Origin of the sequence: Natrinema zhouii (assembly GCF_013456555.2) — an archaeon.
In the GTDB taxonomy this organism is placed as follows: domain Archaea; phylum Halobacteriota; class Halobacteria; order Halobacteriales; family Natrialbaceae; genus Natrinema; species Natrinema zhouii.
In genome coordinates, this window is sequence record NZ_CP084884.1 from 130,267 (window position 1) to 148,720 (window position 18,454).

General features: G+C 55.4%; 28 protein-coding genes, 1 tRNA gene and 2 pseudogenes. 17 read left to right on the forward strand and 14 right to left on the reverse strand.

From position 1 onward, the window contains the following. Positions 1 to 2: 2 nt before the first annotated feature. The 3 genes and pseudogenes from HYG81_RS45950 to HYG81_RS42980 all read right to left on the reverse strand — a co-directional run bounded on the left by HYG81_RS45950 (position 3) and on the right by HYG81_RS42980 (position 1,468). Entirely contained in the window at positions 3 to 170 is a 168-nt protein-coding gene (locus HYG81_RS45950; RefSeq protein ID WP_425607577.1) for a hypothetical protein, read from the reverse strand. A 237-nt stretch (positions 171 to 407) separates the two neighbouring features. Beyond that, positions 408 to 506 (reverse strand): annotated as a pseudogene (locus HYG81_RS45955) (DUF7692 domain-containing protein); the annotation flags it as partial. A gap of 215 nt (positions 507 to 721) precedes the next feature. After that, on the reverse strand, positions 722 to 1,468 hold the full coding sequence (locus tag HYG81_RS42980; RefSeq protein ID WP_226778496.1) for an HFX_2341 family transcriptional regulator domain-containing protein: 747 nt from the start codon (positions 1,466 to 1,468) through the stop codon (positions 722 to 724). A 208-nt stretch (positions 1,469 to 1,676) separates the two neighbouring features. Here HYG81_RS42980 and HYG81_RS42985 point away from each other — a divergent pair, with 208 nt between their 5' ends. Next, positions 1,677 to 2,240, forward strand: coding sequence for a hypothetical protein (locus HYG81_RS42985; protein WP_226778497.1), 564 nt, complete (start codon positions 1,677 to 1,679; stop codon positions 2,238 to 2,240). Between the two features lie 328 nt (positions 2,241 to 2,568). Here the strand turns inward: HYG81_RS42985 and HYG81_RS42990 are convergent. The 4 genes and pseudogenes from HYG81_RS42990 to HYG81_RS43005 all read right to left on the reverse strand — a co-directional run bounded on the left by HYG81_RS42990 (position 2,569) and on the right by HYG81_RS43005 (position 5,543). Next, positions 2,569 to 4,180: pseudogene (locus HYG81_RS42990) on the reverse strand (DUF7845 domain-containing protein). Between the two features lie 2 nt (positions 4,181 to 4,182). After that, on the reverse strand, positions 4,183 to 4,515 hold the full coding sequence (locus tag HYG81_RS42995; RefSeq protein ID WP_226778498.1) for a hypothetical protein: 333 nt from the start codon (positions 4,513 to 4,515) through the stop codon (positions 4,183 to 4,185). 516 nt (positions 4,516 to 5,031) lie between these two features. Then, complete coding sequence (locus tag HYG81_RS43000) at positions 5,032 to 5,262, reverse strand: DUF7563 family protein (protein WP_226778499.1); 231 nt, start codon at positions 5,260 to 5,262, stop codon at positions 5,032 to 5,034. Between the two features lie 175 nt (positions 5,263 to 5,437). After that, positions 5,438 to 5,543 (reverse strand) — tRNA-Ile (locus tag HYG81_RS43005). Between the two features lie 642 nt (positions 5,544 to 6,185). On the opposite strand from HYG81_RS43005, the gene HYG81_RS43010 reads away from it, so the two are divergent. Further along, the gene (locus tag HYG81_RS43010) at positions 6,186 to 6,686 is read left to right on the forward strand and encodes a Cdc6/Cdc18 family protein (protein WP_226778500.1); all 501 of its coding nucleotides are present in this window, start codon (positions 6,186 to 6,188) and stop codon (positions 6,684 to 6,686) included. Between the two features lie 44 nt (positions 6,687 to 6,730). On the opposite strand, the gene HYG81_RS43015 is transcribed toward HYG81_RS43010, so the two are convergent. From HYG81_RS43015 to HYG81_RS43035, 5 genes are all read right to left on the reverse strand, one after another. Next, complete coding sequence (locus HYG81_RS43015) at positions 6,731 to 7,018, reverse strand: PadR family transcriptional regulator (protein ID WP_226778501.1); 288 nt, start codon at positions 7,016 to 7,018, stop codon at positions 6,731 to 6,733. 88 nt (positions 7,019 to 7,106) lie between these two features. Beyond that, positions 7,107 to 7,358: a hypothetical protein gene (locus HYG81_RS43020; protein ID WP_226778502.1), complete on the reverse strand. Its 252-nt coding sequence runs from the start codon at positions 7,356 to 7,358 to the stop codon at positions 7,107 to 7,109. A 206-nt stretch (positions 7,359 to 7,564) separates the two neighbouring features. Further along, on the reverse strand, positions 7,565 to 8,398 hold the full coding sequence (locus tag HYG81_RS43025; protein WP_226778503.1) for a VOC family protein: 834 nt from the start codon (positions 8,396 to 8,398) through the stop codon (positions 7,565 to 7,567). Positions 8,399 to 8,459: 61 nt separating this feature from the next. Then, positions 8,460 to 8,786 carry a DoxX family protein gene (locus tag HYG81_RS43030; RefSeq protein WP_340674457.1) on the reverse strand — a complete coding sequence of 109 codons (327 nt, stop codon included), beginning with the start codon at positions 8,784 to 8,786 and terminating at the stop codon, positions 8,460 to 8,462. Positions 8,787 to 8,842: 56 nt separating this feature from the next. Continuing rightward, positions 8,843 to 9,676 (reverse strand): bile acid:sodium symporter family protein, encoded by an 834-nt coding sequence (locus HYG81_RS43035; RefSeq protein ID WP_226778504.1) that lies wholly within the window; start codon positions 9,674 to 9,676, stop codon positions 8,843 to 8,845. Positions 9,677 to 10,048: 372 nt separating this feature from the next. On the opposite strand from HYG81_RS43035, the gene HYG81_RS43040 reads away from it, so the two are divergent. The 4 genes from HYG81_RS43040 to HYG81_RS43055 all read left to right on the forward strand — a co-directional run bounded on the left by HYG81_RS43040 (position 10,049) and on the right by HYG81_RS43055 (position 11,723). Further along, positions 10,049 to 10,459: a hypothetical protein gene (locus HYG81_RS43040; RefSeq protein WP_226778505.1), complete on the forward strand. Its 411-nt coding sequence runs from the start codon at positions 10,049 to 10,051 to the stop codon at positions 10,457 to 10,459. 327 nt (positions 10,460 to 10,786) lie between these two features. Continuing rightward, positions 10,787 to 11,056, forward strand: a complete 270-nt coding sequence (locus tag HYG81_RS43045) for an AbrB/MazE/SpoVT family DNA-binding domain-containing protein (protein ID WP_226778506.1) — start codon at positions 10,787 to 10,789, stop codon at positions 11,054 to 11,056. Next, a complete protein-coding gene (locus HYG81_RS43050; RefSeq protein WP_226778507.1) occupies positions 11,057 to 11,413 on the forward strand; it encodes a type II toxin-antitoxin system PemK/MazF family toxin in 357 nt (118 codons plus the stop codon). Between the two features lie 109 nt (positions 11,414 to 11,522). Next, a complete protein-coding gene (locus HYG81_RS43055) occupies positions 11,523 to 11,723 on the forward strand; it encodes a CbaC protein (RefSeq protein WP_226778508.1) in 201 nt (66 codons plus the stop codon). Between the two features lie 98 nt (positions 11,724 to 11,821). Here HYG81_RS43055 and HYG81_RS43060 read toward each other — a convergent pair whose 3' ends face one another. Further along, entirely contained in the window at positions 11,822 to 12,010 is a 189-nt protein-coding gene (locus HYG81_RS43060; protein ID WP_226778509.1) for a PLP-dependent transferase, read from the reverse strand. Between the two features lie 1,399 nt (positions 12,011 to 13,409). Here HYG81_RS43060 and HYG81_RS43065 point away from each other — a divergent pair. The 4 genes from HYG81_RS43065 to HYG81_RS43075 all read left to right on the forward strand — a co-directional run bounded on the left by HYG81_RS43065 (position 13,410) and on the right by HYG81_RS43075 (position 15,287). Beyond that, the gene (locus HYG81_RS43065) at positions 13,410 to 13,757 is read left to right on the forward strand and encodes an SWIM zinc finger family protein (RefSeq protein WP_226778510.1); all 348 of its coding nucleotides are present in this window, start codon (positions 13,410 to 13,412) and stop codon (positions 13,755 to 13,757) included. A 278-nt stretch (positions 13,758 to 14,035) separates the two neighbouring features. Next, positions 14,036 to 14,260: a DUF2267 domain-containing protein gene (locus HYG81_RS43070; protein WP_233289943.1), complete on the forward strand. Its 225-nt coding sequence runs from the start codon at positions 14,036 to 14,038 to the stop codon at positions 14,258 to 14,260. Beyond that, complete coding sequence (locus HYG81_RS45510; protein WP_255647817.1) at positions 14,260 to 14,388, forward strand: hypothetical protein; 129 nt, start codon at positions 14,260 to 14,262, stop codon at positions 14,386 to 14,388. Before HYG81_RS43070 ends, HYG81_RS45510 begins: the two co-directional genes overlap by 1 nt. Before the next feature lie 110 nt (positions 14,389 to 14,498). After that, positions 14,499 to 15,287: a TrmB family transcriptional regulator gene (locus HYG81_RS43075; protein ID WP_226778512.1), complete on the forward strand. Its 789-nt coding sequence runs from the start codon at positions 14,499 to 14,501 to the stop codon at positions 15,285 to 15,287. 13 nt (positions 15,288 to 15,300) lie between these two features. Here the strand turns inward: HYG81_RS43075 and HYG81_RS43080 are convergent, their stop codons facing one another. Further along, the gene (locus HYG81_RS43080; protein ID WP_226778513.1) at positions 15,301 to 15,588 is read right to left on the reverse strand and encodes an amphi-Trp domain-containing protein; all 288 of its coding nucleotides are present in this window, start codon (positions 15,586 to 15,588) and stop codon (positions 15,301 to 15,303) included. A gap of 245 nt (positions 15,589 to 15,833) precedes the next feature. On the opposite strand from HYG81_RS43080, the gene HYG81_RS43085 reads away from it, so the two are divergent. The 7 genes from HYG81_RS43085 (at position 15,834) to HYG81_RS43110 (ending at position 18,296) form a co-directional block, all read left to right on the forward strand. Next, positions 15,834 to 16,478: a hypothetical protein gene (locus HYG81_RS43085; protein WP_226778514.1), complete on the forward strand. Its 645-nt coding sequence runs from the start codon at positions 15,834 to 15,836 to the stop codon at positions 16,476 to 16,478. Continuing rightward, complete coding sequence (locus HYG81_RS43090; RefSeq protein ID WP_226778515.1) at positions 16,475 to 16,939, forward strand: hypothetical protein; 465 nt, start codon at positions 16,475 to 16,477, stop codon at positions 16,937 to 16,939. Before HYG81_RS43085 ends, HYG81_RS43090 begins: the two co-directional genes overlap by 4 nt. Continuing rightward, a complete protein-coding gene (locus HYG81_RS43095; protein ID WP_226778516.1) occupies positions 16,939 to 17,283 on the forward strand; it encodes a hypothetical protein in 345 nt (114 codons plus the stop codon). The genes HYG81_RS43090 and HYG81_RS43095 overlap by 1 nt, the downstream gene beginning before the upstream one ends. Before the next feature lie 107 nt (positions 17,284 to 17,390). Beyond that, the gene (locus HYG81_RS43100) at positions 17,391 to 17,714 is read left to right on the forward strand and encodes a DUF8118 domain-containing protein (RefSeq protein ID WP_226778517.1); all 324 of its coding nucleotides are present in this window, start codon (positions 17,391 to 17,393) and stop codon (positions 17,712 to 17,714) included. Beyond that, positions 17,711 to 17,896, forward strand: a complete 186-nt coding sequence (locus HYG81_RS43105; protein WP_226778518.1) for a hypothetical protein — start codon at positions 17,711 to 17,713, stop codon at positions 17,894 to 17,896. The genes HYG81_RS43100 and HYG81_RS43105 overlap by 4 nt, the downstream gene beginning before the upstream one ends. Next, positions 17,889 to 18,053: a DUF7563 family protein gene (locus HYG81_RS45960; protein WP_425607578.1), complete on the forward strand. Its 165-nt coding sequence runs from the start codon at positions 17,889 to 17,891 to the stop codon at positions 18,051 to 18,053. The genes HYG81_RS43105 and HYG81_RS45960 overlap by 8 nt, the downstream gene beginning before the upstream one ends. A gap of 3 nt (positions 18,054 to 18,056) precedes the next feature. After that, positions 18,057 to 18,296, forward strand: a complete 240-nt coding sequence (locus HYG81_RS43110; RefSeq protein ID WP_226778691.1) for a HalOD1 output domain-containing protein — start codon at positions 18,057 to 18,059, stop codon at positions 18,294 to 18,296. Positions 18,297 to 18,454 lie beyond the last annotated feature (158 nt).

Sequence of the window (18,454 nt, forward strand, 5' to 3'; positions counted from 1 at the left end):
AGTCACTTTAATTCTGATGAATCCTCCGCCGGAGTGTAACATTCGGTCGTAATCCACCGAATTTGTCGTGTGAGTGGGTATGTGGCGTCGGTCGGCTTGACCTGTTTCGAGCGGTCATCATACTGTGCAACGCCGAGCTCGTTGAGTGTCTCCAAATGGACCTGTGTCAATCCGATGGAGACGCGGGTTCGCTGTTCGCTAGTGACTCGACCAGGATCGACAGCGTTCTAACGGGCGGCGATTTCGACGGCGAGTTCGCTAGCGGACACGGGGCTTCTGACCGAGAGAGAGAAAGGATAACTCGTCTCCGTCTGCTATTTGAGATCGCTTCGAAGACATCGCTAGGGTCCATCGAAATCGCGTGACTACACTCGACATCGGTCATCGCTTACCCTCCTGAGCAAGCCACTCTCCACCGCTTTCGTCTTGTTACAGTCGTAGAAGTCGGCTGCGCATTCGATCGCGTCACATCGGTACGCATAGTCACCGTCGGTTCTGATTCGCATACTCGTACACACGACCCCTGAAACCCTCGTTTTTTCGACTCACTGAACGGCCCATTTCAGCCCACAATCGGCGGAACGTGTCGGTCGACCAGAGAAGAACACAGTCTCAAACGACCGAGTGACTCGAGATATGCACACGTGGGTTCACGTTTCGTGTGCATATTCGGGGAACGGGATTTGTCGACGTGCAACCCTAGGGGTGATTGAAGAGTGCACTATTCCTCAAGAATAAATCTAGAGAAGTCCAATACACGTTCGCCTTGTTCTGTTAACGTAATACGTTTCTCGTTACCAATCCGCTGTACACGGATGAATTCTCTTTCCGACAAAGGCGCAATTAGATTACTCCGAACAAGATCATAGATATTATCGCTGTCTTGTCTCTCTATCCCTCTGACTAACGAGAGGTTTTCATCATTAACAAACTTATTTAGATCACTTATGATAACATCATTGCCCCTATCGTTTTCTTCCTTTATGAATTCAAGAACTTTAATCGTTTCTTCATTAGGGGGTTCTATTGGATAAGCAGAGACAGTGAAGGTTTCTTCAACCCCTTGGCTTACCGTTGACTCTCCGTAGTCTTCGGGCTTCACATAGTATGGCCTTCCACCTGCCATCATACACGCCAGCATACCACTGATAGCAGTGATTTTACTCCCAGTAGATATATTCACAAAGACCGCATCTGCATGGTGTTGATAGATTAGATTCTGAAATTCACCAAGTGCCTCTTTCAGATCGAATATATTGCATTCGCGTAACTCGTAATCAATATTTTCGTCGTCAAGTGCTGTTTCTACTTTTTCCCGACATTTAGCACCTAAACTCTCACTTTCATCCTGATCATGAATTAGAAGGATCGCTTTATCTGCATCTTCCTCGATTATCGGTTGATAGATCCGCTCATCTTCGTATCCTAATGGAGCTATATGAATTCGGCGAGGGCCACCTAATGACATATCTCCTACTAAGTAATCAGATATAGATTAGCTTTCGGACTATTATGCGCATCTCAGAATAGACAAAATGGCCCATTCTTTCTAGATCCCCACTTCATCTGGAATTGACTAGGGTATATTTACGACCATATGATACAAAATTACATTCCAACGTCAATGGTATAAGTAATTAGCGGCCTAAGTAACAGATAGGATGATCTGATCAAGTATGATCTCGCAAAAATGCAGCACAGTAGGGAATGGGCGTGCCAGCGCCCATCTCCTATCCCCCGAGATGAGGGAATTATGGTTCGGAACTCATGAGAACATCATTGGACCGCCATATATCTCCTTCGATAATTGGGGCGAATCAGCGCGACCAATGAAGAGAGATATGAGTTCAAAAAGTTCAGGCGGCTCAACCGCTTCCGACGCAGCAGAAGAGTACCTTAGAAACAACAGCGGATGGCATGAGGTCCGAGACCTCGCTAACGCTACCGGCTATAACAAGGATTACATTCGCCGAGTTGCGAAAACGCTCGCGAACAACAATCCTAATGCTGAAAGCCGTAAGAACGGTCGTAAGCAGATTATTGGCTACAGCATCAATGGAAATCTCGAAGTACCTGGCGGAAACAAAACGGCCCTTATCAACCTCATCAAGAAGTATGGGAATAGCCAGCCTGGAAATCTCCAAGGCATGTCGGTCTCAGAGCTCCAGAAGTATCTACGGTATAACATCGCTAACGGAATCGTCCCTCTAGGAAGCAAATTGGAGTTCCGGTGGAAGTAGGGCATAAATCCACCAAACCTCTGTCCAGGTTTACTGAGAAACCCTTTTGTTGGGAGATGACCCCCGTTTCATGTGCTTCAACTGGAGATCTACGTGCGGAGGCAGGGGCGGGGCGCTGTAATTTTTTGGCCCAGTCCCCTTGGGGACACCCGCCAAGGGGGCTTTCGCGCGAAGCGCGAAGCGACCCCGCAGGCGTTGCGGTGCGATCGCGGTGCCGACCCCGTCTTCGAGCCGGTAGATACAACCAGATTTGTCTAAGCAGGGGTATTATTCAAGAATAGTTGATGAAAACAAGGGGAACGAAAGCGTTGCCACTATCGAGGCCGGTTCAACGATCGGCGACAGCGCCGATGAATCCGGTTTCAGTTCCGCCGCCGGGAGTCTTCCAAGTCAGTTCGGTACCGCGGAGGACTGTCGGATCGTTCCCTGACTTCGACTACTTCTCGAGGGCCTCACTGGCGATCGTTCCGAGGTTCTCGAAGCTATCCGCCTTTAGCTGGGAGAGAATCGTATCGATTCGCATCCGACGGGGCTCGCCCCGGTCGTCGAACTCGAGGTCAGCACCGTTCTTCGTGAGCCACTTCTGGAAGGGTGACGACTCGGCGACGTGGCAGCTAAGCCCGTGAGGTGTTGCATCCGGTCGGCGTAGCTCTCGATCGCGTACTCGGCCGACTCAACGAGCGCTCGCAGTTCCTCACGGTACTTTCGGGCCCGGAACGATACGTTTGGTCGAGCTCGAGAACCTCACCAAAATCACTGATCGCCTAGTAGATCGTCGCGGGGTGTTTCCCCAGCTTGTCGGCGAGTCCGTCGATTGTCGAGCCGCCGTCCGTCGCAACCGTCTCGGTCACGTCGCGGGCGGTCTCGCCCATGTCCCGGAGCGTCGTCATCAACAGGTGATGCGACTTCGCCTCGAGGCGCGGCGTTGGGTCTTCGTACGGTTCGACAAGATCGTCACGGACGACCGCGTCGAAGTGATCGTCAGCAATGTACACGCCGTTTCCATCGGGTCCGAGCGGGATGTCTCCCCACTGGAGTGCGTTCAGCAGCGTCTCCTCGATCTGCTCGGTGACCGCGTGGCGATCGGCCCATGCCCATGCCTCGTTGTCGTTCATCGATTTGTTCACCAACACCTCCACTTTCGGGTGGTAGGACGGGTGATTCTTCGAAACCGCGTCCGGGTTCTTCAGCTGGTAGATCTCGAACTTTCGTCCGTAGGTGTCCCGGTAGGAGTTCGCCAGCCGATGCCGGGTCGAGAAACAGCCGGTTCTGGTGATTGATCGCCTCCTTGTTGTTGATATGGAGTTCAGCCTTCACTCCCTCGAGGTCGGACAGGTAGTGCGCGACCTTCTGCAGCACACCGGCCGACGAGAGTCTTTCCGCCCACTTGCGACGGATTCGAACGTACCGCTCGTACGCCCACATCCGGCTTGCTTCGTGCGGCTCGGCTCGGAAGTAGTCAGGATGAATCCGCCGTTGGCGTGGTCGAACACGGCCGCGAAAAACTCCGGCAGCAGCTCGAGGCCACGGTCGGGTTCAATGTTACTCGTGTGGAACTCGACGTCGACGCCGTCGACCTTGCCGATCTGATTTTCCCACGGGAGCTGCAACCGCTTGCCGCTCTCCCAGTGGCGCATATTCGGGAACCGCGAGTCGATGTTGTACGACGCCTTCCGCTCGCCGCGCCCATGACCCACGATATCCCACTCGTAGAGCCGTTCGGCGTTGATCCCGTTCGGCAGTCACGGCGCGAACCCGGACTTGCTATACCAGATCTCTAGGTGCCAGGGCTCGCCGTCGACCTCGATATCGATCTCGAGGTACCCCTCGAAGGGCGGCCCGAGCATCACCGGCGACAGCGCATCGTACGGCCCGCGGCCTCAGTCAGGCCATTTCCAGCTCCCCTCGATCTCGTGCGGTGCCGTCTCGACCTGCGACACCGCTACTCACCTCGCTCGCGTTCGCTCTCGAGCAAGCCGGAGAGCACCGCCACAGGATTCCACCACGTTGCACCCTCGCATGGATAGCAGACGTGCTTGAACGACGTACAGTCCGTTGCTTCGAGCGTCACGGAGTTGGCCTCGGGAGATTGGTCCATCTCTTCGAGGCTGGCACGCTTGACGTGCGTCCGCCCACACCTCACGCAGACCGCGTCGACGGGGATGCCGAACCGACCGGCTACCGGGCTCGCTAACCCGGCCTCGAGGTCGCGGCCGTCTCGATCGGCATCACCGCTGGCCTTCGGACTCTCGAGTTCCGATGCTCGAGAACTCATAACGGCCCCTCACGTGCGTCGCGAACTGCGCGCGTACAGTCAGGACAGATCCGGCGGAGCGTGTCGATGCGATCGCCAGCGCTCACACTTGTCGGATTCGACGAGGCGATTCATCGCGAACCACCGTCCTCGCAATCAGTGTCCGTGTGTAGTGATCGGCCAAAATAGTGGGGCCGGTAACTGAAGCGGGCGGAAACCATGATTATGATCTGGGTGAACCAAATGGTCGATCCCGAGCGGATCGTAGCCGTTTGTGACCGTTGCGGATCAGCGTACGCCGCAAAGGTATTACTATCAGGCAAAATCCGCCCAATAGGGACCGATATCTGCTCCTGCGGGCATAGGAAGTTTCCGAGACTACCATAATCAGTACCGCTCGAGGAGTGTCCGCTGTCGGCGCGAAACTCTCTGTCCCCGAGAGCGCGACGAACATCCTCGTCAGTCGCTTGATGGGCCGGATGGACTATGGGCGTCTGACTCCTGACATCGTACAGACGATTCGCCGGAACGAACCCGCTACACATCGGTCTCACCGCCATGACGGCCGGGTGATGTCTCCGGGTCCAGGTTCGAAACGTCGACGCCAGCTGCAGAGCCGCGACTCAGTCGAGTGTATGTATCGCAGTCACCACAGCGGTGGGCGCGATCGTCGTCGTCACCGAAGACGCGGCGGAACCGGTCGATGATATGGGCACCCCAATGATTACAGGTCGAATTGTCGACCGACGGCCACGGTGCGACCGTCATGCCGACCGCCTCGTTTCGGCTACTAATTTCGCAGGACAGCGATGACCCGGAACCAGTGACTGGTTCGGTTCAGGTTCAGGCAGGGGAATTCGGAAACAGAAAAGTTGCACTTCGAGTGGTTCATGGCCCGATTATCGGCCGAATCCGTTTCGGCTACGCTTCAGGTTTTTGCGGATGGGCCCTGACGGATTCGAACCATCGACCACTCGGTGTCTCACACGATCTCACGAGTCAGATTGTGTTATGAGCCGAGCGCTCTAACCAGACTGAGCTAAGGGCCCGTATATCGGATGAGAGTAGAACATATCATAGTTGTTCTCATTTGAAAGGCCAGGCCTGTTCTTCGCGAGCCACTTATGTAAAGGCAACCACTCAATCATCTGATTGATTCGAGATAATGCTGTGGAACACCCATATTGGATTGGTCGGGCACGGCATTGTGTGTGGGTGAGAGTGTTGCAGTAGACCAGCACGTTAACCGGCCAGAATCCACTGCCGATATTCTGAGATTCGAATACAACGGTGCTGGCCGTCGGGCCAGCGCGCCAATGCGTAGGGGGCCGGTGTTGCCGGCCCGGCCGTAAGACCGTATTATCCCACGCGACGGTTACAACTCGAGCGCGATAACTCTAGTCGTCTAGCTCATCATGAATCGTCTCGCGAATATAACTCTCGAAGCCGAATACCGACGCCTCGGGTACGTCCGATTACAGCCAATGTGCCGCCTCGAGAACAGATCGATAGACGGGCCTATAGACCACGCGCGTGAGAAACACTGCCCACTACTGAACCGTCCTCAGACTCCGCGCCGCATCCGTCGAAACGACGATATCTCGCTTCGAAAGCCGAACCCTGCCACCGGCCACGTTGTCAATCAACGCGTTAGTCCCTTGAGATCGTCCCGATTTCGATCCTCTCGAAGCGTGAGTGTCGCTTTCCCCGCGTGTTCGGTCGCCCGATTCTCGAGAAAACGCGCGAGTGTCGGCGTCGAACCCGGCGTGATCGGTGGCAGCGAGCTCGAGTACATTGCCCGGTGTTCGGATTCAGATGCTCGCGACGCGATCGCGTTGCTCCATCACAGCGTCCGGAATACCGCAAACGGCTCGGCCGACCGAGTCACGGGGGCTGTGATCGACGACTCGAAACCCGACGCGGACCAGGCCGTGGTTCGATCCCGACTCTCGGATCTATCTTGTGACCAGCGACTCGTACTCGAGGTCATGGCGGATGTCCATCCGGCGACAAGCGGTGGAGTGTATGAGGCGTATTGTGAGCATGCCGATAACCCAGTCCACGATCGAACGCTGCGTGGGTGGCTTCCGGAACTCGAGCGCTATGAGTTGATCGTGAAATCCGGGTCGGAGTACGAACCCATCTACGAGGTTCGGGAGATCGCATTGAAAGAACTCGAAATTATGGTATAGACGCGGGTTAGGAGACGTCTATTGGCCCATTGGTTGATCGTCTGCTACTCTGATAGTAGCTCGCCCACGTACTGGTCTTCCCAGTCCCGACGCGCCTTGATCTCGCGGCGGCCACGAGCCGTGAGCGTATAGACGTTCGTCCGTCGATCAGCTTCGCCTTTCTCGACGAGGCCCTTATCGACGAGTGTATCGAGATTTGGATAGAGCCGGCCATGGTGGATCTCGCCTTCGTAGTACTGCTCGAGTTCGGTTTTGAGTGCGAGTCCGTGTGGTTCGTCCTGGCCGGCGATCGTGTACAGCAGGTCACGCTGGAAGCCCGTTAAATCGTACATATTTGTTCTGTGTTCTATCAAGATATAAGAGTGTCGAAAACAGCATCGGGAACGGCTATGGGAGGTGATTTAGACGATGCCGGATTTGTCAGTTTTCATCATCTATATCGTCTTTTAGCTCGCTCGCGTCGAGATCGTCCCACGCACCCTCCTGTTCCCAGTCGACGATCGGCGTTGGTTCCATCCTCGAGCGGTCGCGTATTTTGTCCGTGTATTCGAATCGCTCTCGAGGATACTCAGTGAGATCGGTCAGGACCAATGTTGCAACTAACGCCTCGAAGTCACTCGATGAACATGCTTCGTGGATCGTCTCTGCAACCGTCACGTCAGCAGTTGGCATATGGTAAGGCAGTATAACGAACAGGCATAAACATAGGTTTGGAGGATAATATCTCGTTCTAAGAAGTAGCTCTGTCGAAATCCTATTCTTCATATGTATTTTAGCGTGAAACGCACGCTCAGTACAGTTGCTTATAGACCACTGGTTATTCTCTCAGAAGATCTTGGTGTTTAGAAGAGTGTTCTGAACGAAGCTAGAAGCTACATTCAGACTCGGAACCGCACCTCAATCTCGTCTGGTCCTGTGACAGAGATACTGTCGTTCGTCTCAGTTACCGTATACTGGCTGTCCGCGGTTCGGTCTTGGATCATGTCAAGTGCCTCTGTTTCAGGAAGGACCACTTCGAACCAAGACAACCCTTTGCCGCCGACTGGCCTAGACCGATGGTTCCACGTGTTTGCCCCGAGATGGTGGTGATATCCGCCAGCACCGATGAACAGTGCGTCTGGCATTTCCGTTTGGACTTCGAACCTGATGGTGTCCACATAGAACTCGCTGAATGCCTCTAGCGAGGATACTTCAAGGTGAACATGCCCTATGTCCGTTCCAGCAGGGAGCCCGGAGTTACCTTCGGCAGCAGCGTCCACCGGGTCAAGGTCAAGGCGATACGTGCCCATACGAATACACCCGTTGCCGCCGCGAGGCCAGTCCTCACGCGGATAGTCTCGGTAAATCTCGATTCCGTTGCCCTCCGGGTCAGTACAGTACAGCGCCTCACTCACGCCATGGTCGGACGCGCCATCGAGGTGCCAGCGTTCCCTGATCCGAGCCAACGCATCACCCAGCGCGGCGCGTGAGGGGACTCTGAACGCGTTGTGGAAGAGTCCCGCTCCCGACTGGTGTCGGGAGAGTGCATCTGGGTCGTGTTCTAGTACGAGCAGTGGAGTCTCCTCGACATCGAGAACGGCTGTCGTGTCGGAGCGGCTGAGCATGGTGAGCCCGACAACAGATTGGTAGAAGTCGGACATCTCTGTGAGCTCCGAGACGCGGAGGGCTGTCTGTCCGATACGTGTTTCCGGTGGAAGTACGTCCGTATTCATTGGATTCAGTAAAATAAATGTGAGCGCTGCTTATCCGTCTGTGGCCCGCGATTGAGACGAATCAGCGGAACCATCTTTTGTGGTTGGATAGCATGTGTTCGATTGAGAGTGCACCAGGGCCACTCAGAGCAAGCGCTAGTACAATCAAGGCGAGCGTGAGCGTCAATTCGATACCATTACTCGTGGCTGGATACCCGTTGGGAAGGTGATATAGTCTTGTCACGACGAGCATATCGATGGCAATTGCTGCGCTTGCGATTCGAACGGCCAAGCCGGCCAGCAACAAGATGCCGCCAACAAGTTTGAGGAGACCGATGCCCCACGCTGCAACCGTGGGAAGCGGAACTTCGAGGCTCGCCAAGAAGCCTGCGAAGCCCGAGATACCCATTGGTTTCGGCCCGATTACGAACACTTGCTGTGGGTCAGGTCTGCTCCGACTGGCCATCATCGCCACACACCCGCGATTAGTCCGGACCCAACGACGCCGATGAACGAGAACGCAAGGACCGTCGTGAGGACGTTCGGATCCGAGAACCCGGTCGTCGCGATGAACAACGCGATCGCCGCGTTTCGGGCGGCAGTCGTCGTCGCCAACACCTCTCGGGTTGCTCGTGCTGGTCCACCGAGGCCGTACCCGAGTAGTAATGACGCGCCTACAGCGACGGCGGAGAGCCCGAGTGTTCCTGTCCCGAGGAGGGACACCATACTGTCGCTGTAGACGATCACTAGCAGTATGATTAGCCCGACGAACGTGTAATCGGAGAGTCGCTGAACAGAGGGATACAGCCGGTCTGCAAGCGCCGGAACAACGAACGACATCCCGAGCCCGAGCAGTAGCGGAACCAGTTGAATGCCCAGAACCATCCGTCCGATTGCGAACGGATCGACGGCGACATCGCCAGGGAGCAGCAGCAACAGGGAGACGGGAATCGTCACGACCGAGAGCATACAGAGGATTGCCATAAGGCCGCTCGCGAACGCCACGTCACTGTCAGAAACCTCTGCGAGCTTCGGACCGAACGGTGCGCCGGGCGAGACCGCAAGCAGCACGATCCCGGCTGCGAACCCAGTCTCCACTGAGACCGTCCGAACGAGGAGATAAGCAATCAGCGGGACCATGACAAGGTTCACCGCTAAGGAGTTTGCCAGCAGCCGTCGCTTCCGGAGTGCATTGACGAGTTGGCTGGCGGATAGTTTCACCCCCATAGAGAACATTGTCGAGAGTACGAAGACCGTCGTCACGGACTCGACGACCTCCTGTCCGGATGGCACTATCATTTCTTGTCGTCCTTAGATGTGGTTTGAATTTCGCTCATTTGCCTGCTGTGGTTTCAGATGTTTCTGGTACCAATTAATTTCCCTACTATACACCATAGCGGGTGTGTTGTAACGCTAGGACAGCTGTGGGACATACGGTCTGGTCACGACGGGGGCTTGCGACAAAGCCATGATCCGAAACGTCGACCTCGTCTGTTCGGACTGTAGGTGAGATCGGCAACACGGTTCATGGCTAATTGGCGAGCAGGTGTAGCACGACAATGCATCCGCTCTGTGGCGTTGTTCGACCCCGGAGAGAGGTAGAGGATTTGTAAGATGTCGATACACGAATTGATCAGTCGATCAGCGACCACACAGGCATTCGAGACGTCGGTGAGTATTGACGCACGGTTTGGCACGTGGGACTGCAAACAAGGCAGCGTCCGTGCGTGGGCACTGGGCCGGCGACAGTGTGTGCTCTCGTTGGTCCGGTTCATCGCGGACGAGGGTGACGAGATAGGATTCTCGACGCCAGTAGAAGTGATGATTGCACCGACGACGTCGTACCAGCCATCCTTGAGCTGGCACGATCACTTCACCGGCACGTACCAAGTGGCCGTCTACCCGAACATGAATCCAGACTGGGGATCGGTCGAAGCTGAAGTCTCAACGCTCGAGGAAGCACTCGAAGTCGCAGAAACCGTCTGTAGTGACCTCGAGGAGGAATACGATCTGTTGACGGACGACGAGCGAGAGAACGGCGAGGTCGCCCTTTCGTCGCGGGGACCAAAGCCGATCGTCTAAGCCAACAGCCTCGCAACGAACGCACAGCCGGTGGTGTTGTTCGACCCCTGAAAGGGGTAAAGTAGAAAAGATGGATAATCATCACCCCCTCGGATACCTGCTGTGGCGCGCGTGGAGCAGTTTCAGAAGCATCGACGAGGATCAGGTGAACGAGGAAGATTAAGAGAGAAACGCTGATGCGGTGGCACTCCTTGAAGACGTATCGCTCTTGGAGAGTGGAGGACGCTCAAAATCCACTGGGTCCAGCACGGCCGGACGATTGGCTAGCCAAACAATTGCCTCCGCTCGCCCGATATCCTTTTGAGTATGGATATGATATGAATATGTATGGGCGAGGTAAAGAAACGACGTGTTGGCGACCGCGGGCAGATCACTCTCCCAAAGGAACTGCGCGAAGAATTTGACATTGGCGGCGGCGACGAGATAGAAATCCGCAAAGAGTCGGGGAAAATCGTTATCGAGAAACCGATCACTCGGGACGATCTAGCGGCCGGGTATCGTGCGCGAGCCGATCAGCTTCGAGACCTCCATGAGGAGATGGATGGCGTTTCGCAAGAGGCCGACGAGTATCTCGGCGACGTCCCGGAGTGGGAATAGATGGAGGTGCGCCGGGGAGACATTGTGATCGTTGAGCTCGACCCGACGAAAGGATCGGAGCAGCGGGGGACGCGACCATGTCTTGTCGTCCAGAATAACGTCGGGAACGAAAACGCACCCACGACGATCATCGTCCCGTTTACGACGTCGGTTGATGACGATTTGTATCCGTTCGAAGTGCTCATAACGGCCGATGAAAGCCACCTTCGCGAGGACTCCGTCGCGATGTGCAGTCAGATCCGAACTGTGTCGATCGAACACCGGATCAAAAACGTCGTCGGATCTATCCCCGATAAGCGGATGAATGAGGTTGATAGCGCACTCGAGTATAGCCTCGGATTGCGCGGCCCGTGGTAGTTTCCCGGACAACCAAATTATGGTCCTTTATTTGACGTTTTGTTTGCGAACATATTCGCCGATACCCTTTGACGTACTCAACGATACTCTTCAAGACAGGATTGAATAAATGCGTATCTCGAAAGGAGCACTTCTTGTCGTTGTAGCCGTCCTTGTTCCGTTCATCGTCGAGTTTCGGACAGCCCTCTCATGGTTCGGGATCACGCTATCCGTCTTCGAGACGATCGTACTTGGACTGGCAATCGTACTTGCTCTACTGGTCTGGGCAATTTGGCCACAGAATGATGAAGTCAAAACGGATGTCCAGTAGCGATCACACTCACAAGTATACCATACAAACGGTCCAACTTTCGTTGTCGATCATGGTTATTCTCCGACTGATAAGGTTATTAAATAGTCATATCTCCCTCATTGGTGGTTGGCAAGCGCTTGAATGAGATCAGCAATCAGATCGTCGACACTCCCGATACCCACAGATATTCGAACGAGCATGTTCGAAATTTCAGCTGCCTTACGTTCTGCGGCAGAAAGATACGACGCGGACATCGTCGCTGGGTGGTCGACAAGTGATTCGGTGCCGCCCAGACCAACGACCAACGTAAAAGGGATTTACATTCTATGTCGTAGAGGTGTAGATGGAGGCAGGCACCACGCTCAGGGGATAGTTCTTCAAGAAACCGCGTGCTGGAACACGCGGTTAATGCCTATCTCGGCTCAGGACAATGACCCGGGATACAGGCGATCAACAGTACGAGCCGAATCGCGAAGAAACTGACTCTCAGGGCAGTAGTTGCCCGCACTGTGGGTGACCAACAGCGGTCGTCGAGTCGAGCGACTTCGGTCCCACGGCGGACCAGTACTGTCCGATGCACGGCGTAGTCCACGCAACGTCGATCTCAACGGTGAACGACAACAGTTGAGTGCCGACGCCGCTCGACTGATCTATTGGTCGCCCACAGCACGGCGTGCGATCACGCCGACGCCATCCGAGAGGATCTGCACTGTCCGATCTGTCGGGCTGACACTCATCGGGTCCGCGATCGACGGACCGACATAGTGTGACTTGAGACAAGACTGACGCTGGAGGAAAAACGATGAGTTCGAGCGAGCAGTGCCCGCATTGTGGGCGTTCGCTCGCGCTCGTCGCGGATGACGCGATCCGTCGTGAGTAAATCTCGCACGGCTTCGGCGCGGCGAACGACAAGCTTCGATCGTACTGCAGCGCGCACTACCGAGCGATCGATAACGACCGTGATGCCGTGCTTGAGACGACGCGACTGTCGACGCTGGCATTGTTTCGTGACGGCGTGGATCAACATGATGCGACGGCCATCGTCTGGAGTGCTTGATCAATGATAACCTCGAGGCCTTCTATCTGGCCTCCGTCGATAGTGCGTTTGCCACCAATGCTACCGTAGAAGCACGTGAACTACCCCGCCCTACTCGCCGCCTTTGGCGGCTCCTTGAGGGTGGGGCTTCCCGACTAACGCACCTGAGCAGGTCCTTCATTCTCGTTTTCTACGTGGGTGGCTGTTCTGGTTCGTCGTTTTCAGCCTACTCCACCCAACCCACCGCTTCCCACCTACCTCCAGGTCCCAGACTACTCACTGCGCTCACTTCGCTCCCATCGCTCACTACGTTCGCTCTTTGAGGCCGAAGGCTCCACCTTGTATTATGCTGAACAGCCGGTGGCGTTGTTCGCTCCCTACGAGGAGTAGAGTGATCAAAGACAATGCAAACTGCCAGCCGGATCACGAACCCACTCGCCGTTGAGTTCACTACTGAGGCCGATTCGACCGTCGAGCATTCCCGCTTCGACGTATTCGACGCTCCTGAGCACACCAACACGAGCTGTGATTACTGCGGGAAGTTCGGTCTTGTTCCCACGCACAACTGCGAAACTGCCTGTGACCTCGGCGTTCAACTCATCTGCTCCGACTGCGAGAGCACGTAACTCGAGACGATCGACCAGTCTAACGGTAGTTACACCTGACCTATGTCAATATCACCATCAGCACATCCGCTCGAGCGACTTGAACCGACCCAGCGGACGCTCCGACGCGCCCAGTACGAAGCCTTCGAGTTCGAACTTGTCGCGCAGGGCGTCCTCGTTCGCAACGCCAGCCATGCAAATCCCGAGGACCACGAGTATCTGGTCACAATCGAGGACGGCTTGCCGCACAGCTGTCCGTGTCCAGCAGACGAACACCACCAGGGAGCCTGCAAACATCGGGTTGCAGTCGCGATCCGAACGTCCGTTCTCGAGGCTGCACGCAATGCACAGCGGATTCGCGAACTCGAGGCCTGCGGGTTGCAGGCCACAGCGAATCCACCAGCGCCGTGAGTTACCCCACGAGAGGATGTCAGAGAACGATCCACATGACGTTCTTTTCCCCCAACCTAGAGCGAACTATCTGTTCACTACACTTGCTTATTGAACGCTACTTTCCTACAAGACGGTGCGGAAATATCCGGTGCTAGTGTTCTGAGTAGAGACGATGCTATCCCTAAATCAGGCAGAACATCTATTGAAATCCATCCTGAACAAATGTTAACACGGACTATGATACCTTCCTTGGCGAAGTGCAGAACCGAGGGCAACTCTCATCGAGTGAGGATGCCGTGACGGCGACTCGGATCACGCTTGAGACACTCAGCCAGCGCATCGAGCCGGGTCAAGCAGAGAACCTCGCAGCGCAACTTCCCAAAGAAGTTGGGATATTTCTCACAGATGTAGACACCGTCGAGAGATTTGAATGGGATGAGTTCATCGACCAAATTGTCGAGAAGGGGAATTACAGCCCGAGGACAAGCAAGCAGATGCTATTCACCATGCGCGGGTCGTGATGGGTGTCGTGGACAACGCGATCGAGAACCTCCGTGATCAGATCTCCTCCGCTGACGACTGGAACGAGCTCTTTGTACTGGTCGATCAAGAGGAGAAGATCATCACCGAAGAACAACGTTCAGAGTGATTAACACTGGACACAATCGCATATTGGAAGTGTGGCAATTAGTGGATACGACTGTTCTCTCCTCTATAATCTAGAAGAGGCCTTTTGTCTCCATCAGCCATAACGCAGCTATGTCTACGACTGACGAAGCAGTTACTGACCTGGAGGAATTGGGCTTGACGGAATACGAAGCGCGCTGCTTCGTTGCACTCACTCAGCTTTCGAAGGGGACTGCGAAGGAGGTCAGTAAAGTTGCGGAGATTCCGCGTTCACGAGTCTACGATACCATTGAACGCCTCGATAAACGGGGATTCGTCATGGCCCAGGAATCCGAGCCGCGTGAATACAAAGCCGTCCCGATAGAGATGGCGATGCGACGAATCAAGGAAGATTACGACTCCCGTGTCAACGCAGCTGAGAATTCCTTACATCAGGTCGAAGAACCGGAGTCCAAGGACGATGAAGGAATGTGGGCGATTACGCAACCGGACCACGTCACCGATCGTATTTGCACGTTTCTTGACGAGGCTGAGGAGCAAATACGGCTTCTCATCGCCACAGAGGACGTTATCGATCAGCGAATTCTCACATCTCTCCACCAGGCCACTGACCGTGGTGTGCGTGTAATCATCGAAGTGGCGAACGAAGACATCCACGATCGCCTCCACAAAGCAGTACCGGATGCCGAAGTTATTGTCACCGCTGATCTCGCGGACACGAATTCGGTCTACGCCGAATGGCCGGGCCAACTTCTCATGGTAGACAAGCAATCGATCGTCGCGGGAGGTATCGAAGAGAGCGATCTGCCTGACGTAACCCAAGAGGTCGCAGTATGGACGTACGGGCATGATCACGGGTTCGCTGCATGGATGCGGGAACTGCTCGATAACCGACTCGCCACTCTAGATATTGAAGCGTGAGCGTGCTAATTGATCACTCTATTTCTAACTGGTCACTTCCGCCGTCCCTCTCACTGCCGTTCTCGTCCCATTCGAGTTCAAACTCGATACTCAATTCACCGGCCCCGTCCGTTGGCCCCTCGCGTTCGGCTTTGACCTCAAACGTTGGGCTGGCTGGCGGTTCCATCGTCACGGACTCGGAACCAGATTTGAGCGTGACTGCATCGCCTTGGTCGAGCTTATCAGCAACACTGCGAAGATACGATGCGATTTCTTCTCGGGTCTGATCGCTCTCTGATTTGAACAAGACTTCTTCGGGCATGCAGAGCAGTACACTGCCCGCACCGATAAGTGCATTACCTGTACTGAACGATGTGTGCTTCATCTGTACTTACCGTTTGTCGGGTAGTCACAGAGAAAGGGAATGGGAACTTTTCTATGACACCCTGCCACGAGGTGAAAATGACACTAAATCGTGGGGTGACTTCGCCAGAGGCGACCAGCATCCGCACGAACGTACCGTACGTGGTGTTGTTGCACCCTCGAGAGGGGTGGAGGGTATCACAGATGTCACGAGCAGACGAGACGGCAGCACAGCCAACGGAAACATCCGATGAAGCGCAGTCAACCGACTGCACGACGCCGCTTCCACGACGGTTCCTTGTAACTGCCAGTGGGCCGGTCACTCGGATCACTGACCATAGTGACGAGACAACCGAGCGTGTTCGCGCCGACATCTCAATCGAGTACTCGATCGAGACGCTTGAAGAGTTCGCCACGTTCTGGGAGTTCCGCGATTACCGCAGCTGGAAGCGAGCGGCTCTCGAGGCTCTCCTCGAGAGACAGGAACTCGACGCTGTGACGTACGCCGTCGACGAGGGTGACCTCGAAGAGTGGGACATCACGGTCGACGGACGTGTCGAGGCATTTGCGGGACTCGTCGAGACGATGGCCGACTACACAGGACGAGATCCTTCTTGGCGAGATGCAATCCCTCATCAGATTGCAGCTCGGATCAACGGTCTCACCGATGGTCGCCAGACGACTGACGACGTTCTCACGGAGTTTGCTGACGAGCTGCATCGGGCAGAGCTGTGGGGGCTTGGAGCGCACCTTGCGCTCCTGAACGTCAGACACGCCCACCACGAGCCGATTGAACAGCAGGCCGCAACGCTTGCTCGCACTCTCAGTGACGACGAGGTGAGCCGATGAGCGAACAGTCGATCAAACTTGGTGACGTCTGCTTGGATCTCGCACAAGGGCGGCCAGTCCACGTGGTCGCAGATACTGGCCAGACAGTCGCCGAGTGGTCTGAAGCAAACAACTACAATCTGCTCGATAATTACGGGAACTCACGATTCGACACAACCAACGATGATCGCGTGTTCGATGCCGTCTACTGTTCGAGCCTGAAGTCCAGACCTTCGAAAACCTACGCATATCCGGAGTCGCGGCTTGGTCGCATTGAAAGTGAAGCAGCTGATGCCGGCCGCCAGGTCGCCGATCGTGTGGTCGTCACTGTCCTTGAAGAGCTGTTCGAACGAGCAGCCAACGTTGACGATGGAGCCGTGGCCGTCCTCGAGCGCTATGCCACCGACGTGGGATATGAGGACGAGGCCGCTGAAGCGCGTGAACTGGCTGAGGTCGACCGGATCATCGGAGATGAGGTCTGATGGTGGCCGATCTGCTGACGTACGTCGACGAGATTGACGCACCCGAGGACACGCTCACCGAATCACAAGTGTGGGCGCTTCGCCAGGGCGTGCAGACGGCGATTGATCGCGGTGACGTGAGTCTCTCACTCCCGTCGAAAGCGCTCTCACCGGGTCGATGGCATCATTGGGGCATCGGCGTCTCTGTCTGGCTCCACGACAGCGGCGTCGTCGTCCTCCAGAAGGATGGGAACACGATTGTGACCGATATCTCGATGCTCGAGCACGTTTCGCTGGTACTGGCGGGCACCCACGGAAAGGTCGGGCAAATCATACGTGTGGATCCGAGCGAAGGCGAGACGTGAGGTTCGGTTCCTTGGACTCCCTCCATCGCAGGCTCCACAGCGACCGATTCGACCGTGACAGCACGTAGTGTTGTTCCACCCTTGAGAGGGGTGGAGGGTTTGAACCGATGAACCAGTTCAGAACTATCGATCGAGTGGTACAGCGATCCGAATACTACGAAACTGACACGGGACGAAAGCTGCGCCTGCGTGCGGAAGCCGAGGTGGCTGCTCGTACAGAGCAGGTGGTTCCCGATAGCGGAACCGTAGCCGCCGAGGCTACTCAGAATGAGTCCGAGAAATCGACGTACACGCGGCATGTCGAACCGCCGGAACAGGGCGGGAAGACGTACGTCCGCTGTACGTACTGCGAACGCGAGCTGCTGACCGAACTCGGTGGACGGGACAACCTGTCGCATGCGCCCGGCTGCCCGGAGCGTGAATCGCGATGAACGAGTCCACCGACAACTGGTCTGACGAACGAGTGCAGGCCGAACTCGAAGCAGTGCTGGCCGATCTGCAAACGCTCGAGGAGCACTTGGCCGAGCCGTTGACTTTCGCAGATGCAATCGCTGAACTCGAGACGACGATCACCATGTACGAGCAGACGGACATGGGGCCTGATAATGCCTGAGTGTTCGAACTGTGGCGCGCACGTCACAGAACAATACAAGCGTGTGTTTGCGGATAACACCGGAACGCTTCATGCCTGTCCGAACTGCCGAACCCAGCGCGAGCGATATCATGGAGCAGGGGCCGGGCTAGCGGAGGAGGTGAATCATGGCAACTAAGCAATCAAATACGAGTGGTCGGAAACGCCAGCGAGCATCGCAATTATCGAAGCGATCGCGAGTCTCGAAAACTGTCCATCAACCGAGCTGGGACCAACCCACGGGATCGTCTTGTCCGACACGATCGATACTGAGGCGCTCAATCAACTCGTCACAACCGGCGAATCGGTGTCGGTCGCGTTCTCGGTCGGTGAGTATGACGTCAAACTCACCGAGAAGATGCTGCTCGTTCGTGCCACCTGAGCCACGAACGCTCGATCAGCAGTGAGTCGTGCGAACTGTAGACTCTGTCTTAGTCTCGATTGGCTCTGTTGAAATCCTATTCTTCATACGTATTTTAGCGTGAAACGCATGCTCACTACACATGCTTATTGACCAGCGAGCGTTCTATCAGGTTCGAG